The sequence below is a fragment of the Streptomyces sp. TAA486 genome (assembly GCF_000426165.1).
The window spans coordinates 219,608-233,394 of sequence record NZ_AUEV01000006.1 but is presented as its reverse complement, the minus strand read 5'-3'; the positions used below and the strand labels follow the sequence as shown (position 1 = coordinate 233,394).

The 13,787-nt window shown below is 69.4% G+C and carries 12 protein-coding genes and 1 riboswitch; of the genes, 5 read left to right on the top strand and 7 right to left on the bottom strand.

Annotation, left to right across the window (positions count from 1 at the left end):
* Positions 1 to 226 precede the first annotated feature (226 nt).
* Positions 227 to 1,264, bottom strand: coding sequence for a 3-isopropylmalate dehydrogenase (locus I004_RS0109880; RefSeq protein WP_028435347.1), 1,038 nt, complete (start codon positions 1,262 to 1,264; stop codon positions 227 to 229).
* Positions 1,265 to 1,359: 95 nt separating this feature from the next.
* Entirely contained in the window at positions 1,360 to 1,491 is a 132-nt protein-coding gene (locus tag I004_RS40225; RefSeq protein ID WP_486579883.1) for a hypothetical protein, read from the bottom strand.
* A gap of 494 nt (positions 1,492 to 1,985) precedes the next feature.
* Between I004_RS40225 and I004_RS0109870 the strand changes: the two genes are divergently transcribed.
* On the top strand, positions 1,986 to 2,693 hold the full coding sequence (locus tag I004_RS0109870) for a nitroreductase family protein (protein WP_028435346.1): 708 nt from the start codon (positions 1,986 to 1,988) through the stop codon (positions 2,691 to 2,693).
* Positions 2,694 to 2,781: 88 nt separating this feature from the next.
* On the opposite strand, the gene pruA is transcribed toward I004_RS0109870, so the two are convergent.
* Positions 2,782 to 4,413, bottom strand: a complete 1,632-nt coding sequence (gene pruA, locus I004_RS0109865) for an L-glutamate gamma-semialdehyde dehydrogenase (protein WP_028435345.1) — start codon at positions 4,411 to 4,413, stop codon at positions 2,782 to 2,784.
* A gap of 41 nt (positions 4,414 to 4,454) precedes the next feature.
* Positions 4,455 to 5,384, bottom strand: a complete 930-nt coding sequence (locus tag I004_RS0109860; protein WP_028435344.1) for a proline dehydrogenase family protein — start codon at positions 5,382 to 5,384, stop codon at positions 4,455 to 4,457.
* Between the two features lie 263 nt (positions 5,385 to 5,647).
* On the opposite strand from I004_RS0109860, the gene I004_RS0109855 reads away from it, so the two are divergent.
* Entirely contained in the window at positions 5,648 to 6,877 is a 1,230-nt protein-coding gene (locus I004_RS0109855) for a helix-turn-helix domain-containing protein (protein WP_028435343.1), read from the top strand.
* 119 nt (positions 6,878 to 6,996) lie between these two features.
* Here the strand turns inward: I004_RS0109855 and I004_RS39430 are convergent, their stop codons facing one another.
* The 3 genes from I004_RS39430 to I004_RS0109835 all read right to left on the bottom strand — a co-directional run bounded on the left by I004_RS39430 (position 6,997) and on the right by I004_RS0109835 (position 10,352).
* The gene (locus I004_RS39430) at positions 6,997 to 7,668 is read right to left on the bottom strand and encodes a hypothetical protein (RefSeq protein WP_158677021.1); all 672 of its coding nucleotides are present in this window, start codon (positions 7,666 to 7,668) and stop codon (positions 6,997 to 6,999) included.
* A 905-nt stretch (positions 7,669 to 8,573) separates the two neighbouring features.
* Positions 8,574 to 8,948 carry a hypothetical protein gene (locus tag I004_RS33210; protein ID WP_037975729.1) on the bottom strand — a complete coding sequence of 125 codons (375 nt, stop codon included), beginning with the start codon at positions 8,946 to 8,948 and terminating at the stop codon, positions 8,574 to 8,576.
* A 122-nt stretch (positions 8,949 to 9,070) separates the two neighbouring features.
* Positions 9,071 to 9,194, bottom strand: a riboswitch (cobalamin riboswitch).
* Between the two features lie 207 nt (positions 9,195 to 9,401).
* Complete coding sequence (locus tag I004_RS0109835; RefSeq protein WP_028435340.1) at positions 9,402 to 10,352, bottom strand: aminoglycoside phosphotransferase family protein; 951 nt, start codon at positions 10,350 to 10,352, stop codon at positions 9,402 to 9,404.
* A gap of 282 nt (positions 10,353 to 10,634) precedes the next feature.
* Between I004_RS0109835 and I004_RS33205 the strand changes: the two genes are divergently transcribed.
* The 3 genes from I004_RS33205 to I004_RS0109820 all read left to right on the top strand — a co-directional run bounded on the left by I004_RS33205 (position 10,635) and on the right by I004_RS0109820 (position 13,782).
* Positions 10,635 to 10,898, top strand: coding sequence for a hypothetical protein (locus I004_RS33205; protein ID WP_037975634.1), 264 nt, complete (start codon positions 10,635 to 10,637; stop codon positions 10,896 to 10,898).
* 107 nt (positions 10,899 to 11,005) lie between these two features.
* Positions 11,006 to 13,276: a heavy metal translocating P-type ATPase gene (locus tag I004_RS33200; RefSeq protein WP_051344917.1), complete on the top strand. Its 2,271-nt coding sequence runs from the start codon at positions 11,006 to 11,008 to the stop codon at positions 13,274 to 13,276.
* Positions 13,273 to 13,782 (top strand): copper chaperone PCu(A)C, encoded by a 510-nt coding sequence (locus tag I004_RS0109820; RefSeq protein WP_051344891.1) that lies wholly within the window; start codon positions 13,273 to 13,275, stop codon positions 13,780 to 13,782. The genes I004_RS33200 and I004_RS0109820 overlap by 4 nt, the downstream gene beginning before the upstream one ends.
* Positions 13,783 to 13,787: the final 5 nt, after the last annotated feature.

Below are 13,787 nucleotides of genomic sequence, written 5' to 3'. Positions count from 1 at the left end.
GTGCGGTCCTTCACTGTGTGTCGTGGCGGACCGCGCTCCCGTACGCCCTCCGTCGTGGTACTGGGACGTCCGAGCTTTCTCTCATGCGTCAGCCCCGAGTCCGATTATCCCCCGCGGAGGCTGGCAGAGGGAGTCCGGGTGGGCGGCCCCTGCATGGATGGTGGCACCCCGACCCCCCACTGGAACAGCGGCCGGGCACCGATGCCCGGCGAGAGCCTGCGCCGGGTCAGCCGGATACTCGGGTCGCGAGGGCGTCGCCGATCTCTTCCGTGCTGCGGGCACCGGAGCGCTCGGCCAGGTCGGCCGTGACCGCTTCCTCGACGCGGGTGGCCTCGGTCTCGAGGCCGAGGTGCCGGAGCATCAGGGCGACGGAGAGGACGGTGGCCGTCGGGTCCGCCTTGCCGGTGCCGGCGATGTCGGGCGCGGAGCCGTGGACCGGCTCGAACATCGAGGGGAAGTCGCCGGTCGGGTTGATGTTCCCGGAGGCGGCGAGACCGATTCCGCCGCTCACGGCGGCGGCGAGGTCGGTGATGATGTCGCCGAAGAGGTTGTCGGTGACGATCACGTCGAAGCGCTCGGGGTCGGAGACGAGGAAGATCGTGGCGGCGTCGACGTGCAGGTAGTCGGTTGTGACGTCGGGGTACTCCTCGCCGATCCTGTCGAAAGTGTTCTTCCACAGGTGGCCCGCGTGCACGAGCACGTTGTTCTTGTGCACCAGGGTCAGCTTCTTGCGGGGGCGCGCCTGTGCGCGCTCGTACGCGTCACGGACGACGCGCTCGACCCCGTACGCGGTGTTCACGCTGACCTCGTTGGCGACCTCGGCGGGCGTGCCGGTGCGGATGCTGCCGCCGTTACCGACGTACGGGCCCTCGGTGCCCTCGCGCACGACCACGAAGTCGATGGCGGGGCGGCCGGCCAGGGGCGTCTCCGTGTTGGGGAAGAGCTTCGACGGCCGGAGATTGACGAAGTGGTCGAAGGCGAACCGCAGTTTGAGCAGCAGTCCGCGCTCCAGGACCCCGGAGGGCACGCTCGGGTCACCGATCGCACCGAGCAGGATCGCGTCGTGCTGCCGGAGCTGCTCCGTCTCCGCGTCCGTGAGGGTCTCGCCGGTGGCGTGCCAGCGCTTGGCACCGAGCTCGTAGTGCTTCGTCTCCAGCTTCACGTCCTGCGGGAGGGCGGCGGCGAGGACCTTCAGGCCCTGGGCCACGACCTCCTGGCCGATTCCGTCACCGGGGATCACTGCGAGGCTGATGGTGCGAGACATGCGGCGACCTTACCTGCCGTCCCAGGAGCTGACACATCCGGTCCACATGCCGGACCAGCGGTTCGCCGGTCCGGCATGTGCGGGCTGAGCGGCAGTCAGTGGCCCGTGGCCCCGCCGTTGTCGCGGCGGTCGAGGGCGCGCTGAAGGGCGGCGGCGGCCTTCCTGCGCTCGGCGTCGCGGTTCGTACGGGCGCTGTGGCGGAGGCGGCGGCGTGCGGTCTCATCCATGATCAGCAACTCCTTCTGCACACAAGGGCTTCAAGAAGGGAAGGTGGGGACTGGTGCTGCCGGAAGGGCGGGGGCTGAACGGTGCGTCAGGGGTCACCTGCGCCGTGCACCGGGCCTCAACCGCCGCTCGCTGGATGAGCGAGAACGTTCGGCTTCCACAAAGATAGAACCCGAGCGCCGTGATGTCCCGCCAATTAGTTGGCCTTCCTACTATCTGAGACGAACACCACTCGATTCAGGCCACCGGGGCCCGTGAACCGCTGTCCGTCGGCCACCGCGCGGACCGCCTGGTCGGGTCGGAGGAAGACGGCGGCTGGAGCAGGGCGGCACGGTCGGAGCCGTGCAGTCGAAGAGCGTGTCGTCGAGTCCCTCCGAACGTCGTCCGGGAGGTGCCCCCAGACAGCTCGGATCGGCATGTGCGGGACGCCGGCAGGGAGTTGGGGCGGCGCACAGACGGTGTCCGGGCCCGTACCGGAGCCCTACACTCCGCGGCCATGACTGATGATCACCAGAATCCGCCCGAACTCTTCGGGACCATGTCCACCATGCGCGCGATGCGCCGGCTGAAGCCGGACCCTGTTCCGGACGAGCTGCTGGAACAGCTCGTGCAGGCGGCGGTGTGGGCTCCGAGCGGGTCGAACCTCCAGCAGTTCCACTACGTCGTCGTGACCGACCGGGCGGTGATGTCCCGGCTGGAACCGCTGTGGCGCAGGTGCGTGGACGCGTACCTCGGATCGGCGGGAAAGGCCACGCCGCCGAACATGGACGAGGGCGCCTACAGGCGGATGGTGGCGGCCATCGAGTACCAGCGCGACCACTTCGCCGAGACCCCGGCGCTGATCGTCCCGTGCTACCGCTACGTCCAGCCCAAGGGCGACATGGAAGGGCTGCGCGCGATGCGGGAGGCGCTGGGCACAGGGGCGCTGCTGCGGCTGATGCGCAGCGGGGTCTTCAGCACGGTGGCGGAGACCTCCAGCGTCTACCCCGGCGTGCAGAACCTGCTGCTCGCGGCGCGAGGGCTCGGGCTGGGGGCCACGATCACCGTGTGGCACCTGATGCTGGAGCGGGAGTGGAAGCAGGTGCTCGGCATCCCCAAGCAGGTCAACACGTTCGCCGTGATACCCGTCGGCTGGCCGGTGGGCAACTTCGGCCCGGTGCGCCGGCGTCCGGTCCCGGAGGTGATGCACCGGGACGGCTGGTGAGACCGGGACGGCAGGTGAGGCGACCCGTCACCGGTCCAGGGCGCGGCGCACGGCGGCCCGGCCCCGTGCGGGGCCGGGCCGGAGCGGGTCAGCCCATGTGCGGGTACCGGTAGTCGGTCGGCGCGACCTGGGTCTCCTTGATTGCACGCGGCGACATCCAGCGCAGCAGGTTGAACTTCGAGCCTGCCTTGTCGTTCGTGCCGGACGCGCGGGCACCACCGAAGGGCTGCTGGCCGACGATGGAGCCGGTGGGCCGGTCGTTGAGGTAGAAGTTGCCCGCCGCGAAGCGGAGCTTCTCGCTCGCCTCGGCGAGCGCCGCCCGGTCCTTGGCGAGCACGGCCCCCGTCAGGGCGTAGGCCGCGACGGACTCCATCTGCTCCAGCATCGTCGCCCAGTCGCCGTCCTCGTAGACGTGCACGGCGAGGATCGGGCCGAAGTACTCCTCGGAGAAGACCTCGTTCGCCGGGTCGGTGCACGCGATGACCGTGGGCTTCACGAACCAGCCCGTGGAGTCGTCGTATTCGCCGCCGACGAGGATCTCGCAGGTCGGGTCCTGCTTCGCACGGTCGATGGCGGCCTTGTTCTTCGCGAAGGCGCGGTCGTCGATCACGGCGCCGATGAAGTTGGACAGGTCGCTGACGTCACCCATCGCCAACCCCTCGGTCTCGGCGAGGAGTTCGTCCTTGAGCCCGTCGTCCCACAGCGAGCGCGGGATGTAGGCACGGGAGGCGGCCGAGCACTTCTGGCCCTGGTACTCGAAGGCGCCGCGCACCATCGCCGTCTTCAGCACGGCGGCGTCGGCCGTCGGGTGGGCGACGATGAAGTCCTTGCCGCCCGTCTCGCCGACGATGCGCGGATAGGACCTGTAGCGCTCGATGTTCTCGCCGACGGTCCTCCACAGGTACTGGAAGGTCTTCGTGGAGCCGGTGAAGTGCACGCCCGCCAGGTCCGGGTGGGGCAGCGCGACCTCGGAGACGTCCTTGCCGTCGCCGGTGACGAGGTTGATGACGCCCTTGGGCATGCCGGCCTCCTCCAGCATCTCCATGAGGAGCACGGCGGAGTGGGTCTGCGTCGGGGAGGGCTTCCAGACCACCACGTTGCCCATCAGCGCCGGCGCGGTGGGCAGGTTGCCGGCGATGGCCGTGAAGTTGAAGGGCGTGATCGCGTAGACGAAGCCCTCCAGCGGCCGGTGGTCGAGGCGGTTCCACACGCCCTTGGGCTGGATGGGCGGCTGCTCCTCGAGGAGTTCGCGCGCGAAGTGCACGTTGAAGCGCCAGAAGTCGATCAGTTCGCACGGTGCGTCGATCTCGGCCTGCTGGATCGTCTTGGACTGGCCCAGCATGGTGGAGGCCGCGATCGTCTCGCGCCACGGTCCCGACAGAAGCTCGGCGGCCTTGAGGATGATCGCGGCACGGTCGTCGAAGGACAGCGCACGCCACGCGGGCGCTGCTGCGAGGGCGGCGTCGATGGCGTCCTGCGCGTCCTGCCTGGTGGCGTTCGCGTAGGTGCCGATCACCTTGCTGTGATGGTGCGGCTGCACGACGTCGACACGTGCGCCGCCGCCCATCCGCTTCTCGCCGTTGATGGTCATCGGCAGATCGACCGGGTTCTCGGCGAGCTCCTTGAGCTTGCGCTCCAGCCGGGCACGCTCGGGGCTGCCGGGCGCGTAGGTGTGGACCGGCTCGTTGTACGGGGCGGGGACCTGGGTCACAGCGTCCATGGCTGCCGTCTCTCCTTCTTACGAGGGCACTGTCTGGGTGTTCAGCCGCGGGTGGCGAGCGAGCGGAGGAAGAATCCGAGGTTGGCCGGACGCTCCGCGAGGCGCCGCATGAAGTATCCGTACCAGTCGGTCCCGTAGGGGACGTATACGCGCATCCGGTGGCCCTCGGCCACGAGCCGTGACTGCTCGCTGTCGCGGATGCCGTAGAGCATCTGAAACTCGAACTCGTCGTGCTTGCGCCCGAGACGCCGCGCCAGCTCCTGCGCGATGGTGACCATCCGCGGATCGTGCGTGCCGATCATGGGGTAGCCCTTGCCCGAGAGCAGGATCTTCAGGCACCGCACGTACGCGCGGTCCACTTCGGCCTTGTGCTGGTGGGCGACCGACGCGGGTTCTTTGTATGCCCCCTTCACCAACCGTACGCGCGAGCCCTCCCCCGCCAGGGCCCGGCAGTCCTCCTCGGTGCGGAAGAGGTAGGACTGCAGCACGGCCCCGGTCTGCGGGAAGCTCTCGCGCAGATCGGCGAGCACGGCGAGGGTGGAGTCCACGGTGGTGTGGTCCTCCATGTCCAGCGTCACGGTGGTGCCGGCCTCGGCGGCCGCCTCGACGACCGGCCGGACGTTGGCGAGCGCGACGTCGTGGCCGCCGTCCGGCAGCGCCTGCCCGAAGGCGGAGAGCTTCACCGACATCTCGGCCCGCTCGCCCAGGCCCTCGGCGGCCAGGGCGTGGGCGAGCGCGAGGTAGGCGTCGCGGTTGCGCAGCGCCTCCGCGCGGTCGGTGGTGTCCTCGCCGAGGTGATCGAGGGTGACGTCGAGACCGCGGCCGGTCAGCGACCGCACGTTCTCCATGCACGCCTCCAGCCGCTCGCCCGCCACGAAGCGGTTCACGACGGGGCGTGTGACCGGCGTCGACGCGACGAAGCGGCGGATGCCGTCACTTCGCGCGGCGGCCAGGAGCACTGGACCGAACACGGGCACCTCCACTGACGTTCTTCTTCGCGCTCCGGGCGTTACGTGGCGGGCCCGTTCGGCCGGAGGGGAAAGGCCCACGGAAGAACGGAACGCCACGGCGTCGGAAGCCACCCTGAATCTAAGGATCGCGCCATTCCGTGACCATCGACAGCTGTCACGCATCCGTGTCCCAGATCTCAGACATCTGTACGAGAATGGTGGCGCGGGGCGCCCGTAAGGGGCGGAGACGGCACGGCGGCACGACGCGGAACAGCGGGATGATCATGCGCGAGGACTACCAGGCACTCATCGACGAGGTCTGCGCGCTGCTCGGAACCCCCGCGACCCTGGAGGCCCGCGACTTCGCGCTGATCGCCTTCGGCGCCCACGAGGGCGACGGCGAGGGCGCCGAGCCCACGCTCGACCCCGTGCGCAGGCGCTCCATCCTCGGACGCCGCTCCAGCGCCGAGGTGCGGGCGTGGTTCGAGAGCTTCGGCATCACCAGGGCCGCGTCTCCCGTCCGCATCGATCCCGAACCGGCGGCCGGCGTCGAGCACGGGCGCATCTGCCTCCCCGTACGGCACGCGGGCGTCGTGCGCGGCTACATCTGGCTGATGGACGACGGAGCGCTCGACCTCGCCGACCCACGGCTGGCGTCGGCCATGGCGGTGGCGTCGCGGATCGGGGCGCTGCTGGCGGCCGAGACGCAGGCGGAGGCGCGCTCGGGCGAAGTGCTGCGGGCGATGCTCACCGAGGAAGACCGAGGCGGGGGCGAGGAGTTGGCCGCGGAACTGGCTGAGCTGCTCGGGCCCGCGGCGTCTGGCCCGCTGGCGCTGCTTGCTGTGGGCCCCTGGCCGGCGGACGACGCGAACGGCGGCGGCGAGAGCTCCGGGAGTACGGGCGCACCCGTGCTCCCGCATGTGATGGCGCAGTGCGTGCTTTCGGCGCGGCTCGCGCGGCCAGTACCCGGAGGTGCGTCGGCGTCGGAGCGTGCGCCGGACCGCGAGCCGGTGCTCGCCTCCCTGGTGCGGCTGCGCTCGGCGGAGGTCCACGCTCCGGCCCGTACGGCCGCCGGGCACCTGCTGCGCGTGCCGCGCTCCCCCGCCGCCGCGGGGGTCAGCGCGCCGCGCCGCGGGCTCTCCGACGCGGTCGCCGCCTGGCGGGAGGCGCTCGCGGCGGCACGGGCCGCGGGCGCTGAACCGGAGCGGCTGGGCCCGGTCGCCGAGTGGGACGCGATCGGCCCGTACCGGTTGCTGGCCGCCCTGCCCGCCGACGCCGCCCGTGATGCGGCCGTGGCGCCACTGCTGCATCCCGCACACGGCGAACTGGCGCGCACGGCCGAGGTGTTCCTCGACCACGCGGGCCAGGCGGGGCGAACGGCCGCCGCATTGGGCATACACCGTCAGACGCTCTACTACCGCCTCTCCCGTATCGAAGCCCTCACGGGCCTCGACCTCGACGAGGGCGGCTCCCGGCTGCTTCTGCACATGGCGCTCAAGGCCGCGCGGCTCTGACTGCTCCATGGTCCGCGATCCAGTGAGCAACGTCGGCGGAGCATGAGCACTCGACGAACAATATCGGCGCTCGCTGAGCAATGATTGCGGACAGTCCCCCGGCGCTTGTTCACGCCAGGCTACCGAGTAAAGATGTGCAGCTTGGGGGAGAATACGGTCTGATTACCCACGTCCGCAGTCAGTCGCATCTGAGCATGATTGGGAATATTCTGTTGGTAATCCTTCAGGTGTAGAACATATCGATACGGTGCCTGCGCCGGCAAATAGACCGGGTCGTCGAGGGTGTGCTCTACGCGTATATCCACTGCGTCGGGTGACATGTGGTCCATGAGGTCCACGTCGTAGTTTTCGTGCAGGTCGGGCATTGGGAGGACGTATTTATCCGTGGGTGGCTTCAGCTTGGCAGCTTGCGGGATGCCGTAAAGATATATTACCTGCTGGAGCGAGTCGAGATTCACGCCCACTTTGGACAGTACGGCAGGAGAATCCCCTCGGTTCAGCAGGACCAGGTCGAAGAAGAGATCGGCACCGTAGACGAGGCTCTTCAGGCTGAAAAGGCGATCACAGGGTTCAGTGAATTCGCATTTGAGAACCTGAGGCCTGTGCGGAAACTCGGCCCACTGCGGTTCCGTGCGGTCCGGAATTCCGATGTGCTCGAATTCGATGAGGCGAGCGGTGTTAAAATTGTTGAAATCGCCGATGTGTATACCTGTGTTGGCGTACACATTCGCTGATGCGTCCCCAGTTCGGCTGGCTCTGTACTCGGCGCTTCCCTCTGCGTGATCGCTCATGTGTTCCCCGTTGAGTTGAGTTGTCGGGTGTTTCCCGCATCGGTCACCCTTGCTGGGTCCCCGTGTTGGCGTGGCCTTCGCAGGACTCGGTATTGCCTGTGCGCTCGACCTCCGTGGAGCTCAGCGTCTCGAAACCTGGCTGACACTCCTATGCTTGCGTTGCCGATCTTGGTCGTTCCTTGCCGCAGCTATCGTCGTTGCACTCGGCGCCGCTTGCTGCGCTGCCTGGACGGCGACGGCCACGGCAGCCACAGGGCGCTGGTTCTGAAGTGGCAATCGACTTGTTTCTTCTCTCGGTGCTCGGGCGATTCTCAAGATCAGCTGTAGTCAACTCCGGTGCTGGCACTGCTGCCGGTGCCCTGGGCGGAGGCATCCCCTGTCCTCACCGCCTTCGCCGACCCGGTCCCCGCGCCTCCCGGGCGTCGCACACCAGTGTTGGCCGTGCCGCCGTTCCTTCCCTCGGCCTTTCCAGTGTCGACGGCAACGTCCACCGGTCCCACAGCTGGGGCAGGGGGACGTTGCATGAGCGCCCAGACCAGGGCGGCGATGCCGGTGGCGCCCTGGACCGAAGCGCCAACCAGCTGGCCGGCATTCGGACTCTCCAGTAGCCAGACCAACGGTGTCGACACAATGCCAGCCACGGCGGCCACGATGACCGTGATCTTCCAACCTCGCGACACATCCACCCCCTACCAACGCAATCCCCACAACTCCCCAGCCCGGGTCTCACGCCTTCCGCTGGGCTCCGGTGACCCAAGTACCGTCGTCTCACCCGCTATTGGGCACGCAGGGAACCAGAATAGTGCCACTGCCTTTCACCGCCGAACGGATGGCTACGTTCTACCGAACGCCGTGAACGCGCCCCGCGTCCGCAGTGAAAAGGCACCTGAGCAATGTCGGGGGGATCATGAGCACGAACTCGGCGACGCAGCGCGGCGATTCTCGGCAAGCCCCCGTCGCGGCGGCGTGATGGCGTGCAGATCGAGGATCTCCGGCCGCGGAGCGATGCCGGGGCCGCCCGCCCGCACCCAGGCGGTGACGTCCTCGGTCGCGTCCGGGCTGTTGACCAGTCCCAGCCAGACGGGTCGGGCGCCGGCGGCACGGCCGGCGGCAGAGGGCTGTACGACGATGACGTTGGCCTGGTCGCATACGTCCAGACAGGCGGACACGCGAACTGGTGCCTCCTCCCGCAGGCGAGCCGTCTGCGCCGCGTGATCCAGTCCGGTCACCTTGGAACTGCCGCAGCAGCAGTCCCGGCACACGACGATCCGGCACGGCACAATGCCGGCCGTCTCCGCTGTCTGCGCTTCGTCTGATGCCTCATCGACCGATGCCTCGGGCACGCCGAACCTTCCCTCTCTCCGGGGAGATCCGCCCCGGTACGTCGAGGTGGCGACCGCGTGAGTCTCCTGGCTCTCGGGTCACAGCTCGTCCCGGCCTTCCCACCCGCCTGGGGCAGTGGCCTGTCGGGGATCCGCTCGCCGATCACAGTGGCGGGACCGCGCCGGATTCACACCGGCTTCCTCGGACCGCCGTCGCCATGTCATCGGCCATCATTCCATCCGGTTGCCGTCCACGCCCGAGGGCCTCTGCGGGCGCCGATGCGGCGCCCCACGCGGAACGGCGCGAGCACGGGAGTTCAGTGCATGCCGAACGAGCAGGGAGCGATGTCCGGCCACTCCCGGGGGATCCGTGACGTGATGGCTTCCGTTGCCGGCCGTCGCTCGTCGATGTCAGCCGGCGACGCCCCCTGCGAACGGCATCGTCTGCCACTGGGTGATGGCGGGGTTCAAGTACTCGAGCAGCGGGGGCAGTTGAGGCGCGAGCGCGAGGGCGGCGATGACGCGCAGCATGCCTACGGCGTTCACGAAGCGCATGACGTCCTCGTTCAACGGCCTCAGGCCGTTGCGCTCCGCGCCGCGGTTGTAGGCGGATTCGAGGACGGGACCGAGGGTGGCCAGGTCCCACTCGACGGGGCCCAACGTGACGAGTTCGAAGTCGGCGTAGAGCTTCCCGTCCACCCCGGAGAAGATGTTGGCGGGCGGGCAGTCGCCGTGGATGGGTTGCAGGTCGATCCCCGGGAACGCCTTCTCGAACGCCGCGCGTGAGCTCACGAGCGCTTCCAGGACCTGCCACTCGCGTCGTGCGCGGTCCAGATCGCTCGGAACGATGAGGTCGGGGCGGTCGTCGAGCAGAGCAAGGCTTTCCGCGATGACCTGCGGTTCGGCCGCGGACAGGAACGACAGCCGGCCGGGGTACGCGCGCAGTGCGGCGTGCAGGTCGGCAACGATCTCGGCGTTCGCCACGTAGTCGGGCTCCTTGTCGCGGTCCTCCTCGACGAACTGCCAGAACGTCATCGAAAGTCCGTCGCGCTGTACGGGCTCCCGTGGCACGAGAGGACTGGGCGGGATCACCGGGGCTCCCTGGCCTGCGAGCCACCGCGCCACGTCCAGCTCCGCCTGCTGGCGGCCGGCCTGGGAATCGAGATCCGCGGAGTGCGGCAGGACGGTGGGAATCCGGGCCACGACGGGTGAGGGCGCGAGGTGGACGACCACGGAGAACAGCTCGTGGAGCACCTTGGCATCGGTCACGGTGAGTCCGAGAGCGCGCCCCGCTCCGACGGCCGCGTCGACTGCTGCGGAGGTGCGTCGGGCAATCTGCTCCGGCGTCACGAAATCGGGCATGGCCCGATCGTTCCATGTCGCAGCATGGCGTGGAACGGCCGGCCGACGGGCCGAGGCCGAACCGCGCGGCGATCGGCGGCCGGCACCAGGTGGTCCGGGCGTCCTCGCTGGCGCTCCTCGACTGCGGGGCCTCATGAGGTGACCCAGGCCACACGAGCCGTCTGGAACTACCCGCTCCTCGCGCCCGACACGTTGAGGGAACACATAGGGCTCGCGGCAAAGCCGCCGGGGGAGGAACCGGCAACTGCGTCCCGACGTCGTTCACCGACCAAGGGAGCGCCCATGACCGACCTCGCCTCCGACGAAGACCGGCGGCCGGCCGCACGTTTCCGGCGGTGGCTGCCGGCACCGTCCGTGGCCGGGTTCGTCCTGCTGCTTGCGGCTGTGTTCACGCTCTCGTACGCGGTCGGCACCTTCGCCGGGCCGGTGGCCCCGGGCATGCGGCCGATTCACGGTGACAGCGACGGTTCGAAGACCGGTGAGCACGGAGAGATGCGCGGCACCCATGGTCTGAGGATCCCCGCCCAGCAGGAGGCGGGACGGTGACTGACGACAGGCCCGGCGCGGCTTCGCCCCAGGAGCCCACGCCCAAGGCCGACGACGCCACTTCCCACCAGTCCCCTCCCGTCGACAGCGTGCTCGTCGTCGGAGGGATGACGTGCGCGGCGTGCGTGGGACGGGTCGAGAAGAAGCTCAATCGGCTGGAGGGGGTCTCGGCGACGGTCAACCTCGCCACCGGCCGGGCCCGGGTGGCCCACCCCGCCGCGCTCCCCCTGGAGAGGCTGATCGCCACGGTGGAGGGGGCCGGATTCACCGCGAGCCTGCCGCAGCCGGCTCCGCCGCCGACCGCCGGCAACTCGTCCGGGGCCGCTGCCCCGGCCCTTTCCGCTCCGGGTGACGAGACGAGAGAGCAGGCGTGGAACCGGCTGATGGTCACGCTCGTGCTGTCCGTGCCTGTCCTGGCGCTGTCGATGGTTCCCTCCTGGCAGTTCCGCAACTGGCAGTGGCTGTGCCTGACCCTGGCGGCGCCTGTCGCCACGTGGAGCGCCTGGCCCTTCCATCGGCGTGCCCTGCGCGGTCTGGGGCACGGCGAGGCCACCATGGACACGCTCGTCTCCCTCGGAGTCGTCGCCTCCTTCTCGTGGTCCTGCTACGCCCTCTTCGGCGGCGGGGCAGGCGTGCCGGGCATGACGATGCCCTTCTCGCTGCTCCCCTCTCCCGGCGGCACCGCCCACATCTATCTCGAAGCGGCCGTCGCCGTACCGCTGTTCGTCCTCACCGGCCGCATGCTGGAGAGCAGGGCCAGGCGCCGCACCGGATCGGCCCTGAGCTCGCTCGCGGAACTCGCCGCCAAGGACGTACTCGTGGACGTGGACGGTGACGAGCGGCGCATCCCGATCGGCGAACTGCAGGTCGGCGACCACTTCCTGGTCAAGCCCGGGGAGCGGGTGGCCACCGACGGCACTGTCGTCGAAGGCAACTCGGCCCTGGATCTCTCCCTGATCACCGGGGAGAGCCGCCCCGTCGAGGCGGGACCCGGCGCCCCGGTCGTCGGCGGGGCCCTCAACTCCGGTGGTCTGCTTCAGGTACGTGCGAGCGTCGTCGGGGCCGACACCCAACTCGCCCGCATCACAAGCCTGGTGGAGGAGGCGCAGACCGGTAAGACGACGGTGCAGCGTCTGGCCGACTCCGTCGCGTCCGTCTTCGTCCCCGCGGTGCTGACGGTTTCCGTCACCGTCCTCGGCTTCTGGCTCGGGGCCGGCGCCGCAGCTCAGTCCGCCATCACGGCAGCAGTTGCCGTGCTCGTCGTGGCCTGTCCGTGCGCGCTGGGTCTGGCGACGCCGACGGCCCTGCTGGCCGCCACCGGCCGCGGTGCACAACTGGGCATCCTGGTCAGGGGTCCACGGGCTCTTGAGGCACTGCGCCGCATCGACACCGTGGTGCTCGACAAGACAGGCACGCTCACCACCGGACGCATGAGTGTCCTCGGCGTCACCACGACCGACGACGGCGACACCGTGAAGTCCCTCCGCCTGGCAGCCTCCGTCGAACGAGCCTCGGCACATCCACTGGCAACTGCGATCACCGCGTACGCAGTGAGCCTGGAGCAGGCACAACCCCTGGCCCGTGCAAAGGACTTCAGGGACGTACCGGGCCAAGGTGTCCAGGCCGACGTCGAGGGCCACCTGGTGAAGGTGGGCCAACCCGCCGACGAGGACGGCCTGCCCGGTCCGCTCCGTGACGCCGTGCGAGCAGCGGACGAGGAGGGCCGGACCGCTGTGCTCGTCACGGTCGACGGCGTTCCCGACAGCGTCATCCGACTCGCGGACGCACTGCGCAGCGACGCCTACCGCGCCGTGGACCGTCTGCGCCGTCTCGGACTCGACCCGGTCATGGCGACGGGGGATGCCGAAGCCACAGCGCGTGCCGCCGCCGGGCAGTTGGGCATCACCGACGTCCACGCGGGAGTCCGGCCGGAGGACAAGGCGGCGCTCGTGAGAAAGCTGAAGGAGGACGGAAGCCGGGTCGCCGTGGTCGGGGACGGCGTCAACGACGCCGCGGCACTCGCAGAGGCGGATCTGGGCATCGCCATGAGCGGCGGTGCGGACGCCGCGATCGGCGCCGCCGACATCACCTTGACCCGCGAGGACATCCAATCGCTCCCGGACGCGGTGCACTTGGCGCGGCAGACCCTCGGCACCATCCGCATGAACCTGCTGTGGGCCTTCGGCTACAACCTCGTCACCGTGCCGCTGGCTGCCGTCGGCCTGCTCAACCCGATGTTCGCCGCGGCCGCCATGTCCGCGAGTTCGCTCCTCGTCGTCGGCAACAGCCTTCGGCTGCGGACCTGGAGCCCCGCGCCCACGAGGGGCCACGCTCACACGGCGTCCCCGCTCAAGACCGGCTTCCAGGAGACGGCATGAACGCACCTGCCCGTACCGGAGCCGCACGCGCCCTCATCGGACCGCTGCGGGCAGCCGTCGTTCCGATCGCGACCTGCCTCGCTGCTCTGACGGCTCTCACGGCGTGGACAACCGCAGGAAACGCCGGACAGCCACGCGGACTTGAGGTCTCGCAGGGCCGCATCTTCACACCGCTGCAGGAAGGCGCCACATCGGCCTTCTTCACCATCCGCAACACCGGTGACGTGAGCGAACGACTGACCAGTGTCACCGCGGCGCAGGGGAACCGGACCATGCTGAGCCGGAACGTCACCACGAGCGGGGGCGCCCGGAGCATGAGGATGGTGCCCTACATCTCGGTGAGCCCGCACAGCACCCTGCGCATGTCGCCGTACGCCCTGAACGTCATGGTCACGCCTGCACCGAAGATCAAGGCAGGCGAACGCGTCCGCTTCACGCTCCACTTCGAAGACCTGCGGCCTGTCACTGTGCGGGCCGTCGCCGTCCGGCCCGGAGAGGTGCGCTGACCGGC

What these genes read in the sequence shown, in the direction of transcription:
- I004_RS33205 (WP_037975634.1), top strand. Translation starts at nt 10,635, where the DNA reads ATGACCGACCTCGCCTCCGACGAAGACCGGCGGCCGGCCGCACGTTTC.
- I004_RS0109835 (WP_028435340.1), bottom strand. Translation starts at nt 10,352, where the DNA reads ATGCCCGATTTCGTGACGCCGGAGCAGATTGCCCGACGCACCTCCGCA.
- I004_RS0109870 (WP_028435346.1), top strand. Translation starts at nt 1,986, where the DNA reads ATGACTGATGATCACCAGAATCCGCCCGAACTCTTCGGGACCATGTCC.
- I004_RS0109855 (WP_028435343.1), top strand. Translation starts at nt 5,648, where the DNA reads ATGCGCGAGGACTACCAGGCACTCATCGACGAGGTCTGCGCGCTGCTC.
- I004_RS40225 (WP_486579883.1), bottom strand. Translation starts at nt 1,491, where the DNA reads ATGGATGAGACCGCACGCCGCCGCCTCCGCCACAGCGCCCGTACGAAC.
- I004_RS0109880 (WP_028435347.1), bottom strand. Translation starts at nt 1,264, where the DNA reads ATGTCTCGCACCATCAGCCTCGCAGTGATCCCCGGTGACGGAATCGGC.
- I004_RS0109820 (WP_051344891.1), top strand. Translation starts at nt 13,273, where the DNA reads ATGAACGCACCTGCCCGTACCGGAGCCGCACGCGCCCTCATCGGACCG.
- pruA (WP_028435345.1), bottom strand. Translation starts at nt 4,413, where the DNA reads ATGGACGCTGTGACCCAGGTCCCCGCCCCGTACAACGAGCCGGTCCAC.
- I004_RS33200 (WP_051344917.1), top strand. Translation starts at nt 11,006, where the DNA reads ATGACGTGCGCGGCGTGCGTGGGACGGGTCGAGAAGAAGCTCAATCGG.
- I004_RS39430 (WP_158677021.1), bottom strand. Translation starts at nt 7,668, where the DNA reads ATGAGCGATCACGCAGAGGGAAGCGCCGAGTACAGAGCCAGCCGAACT.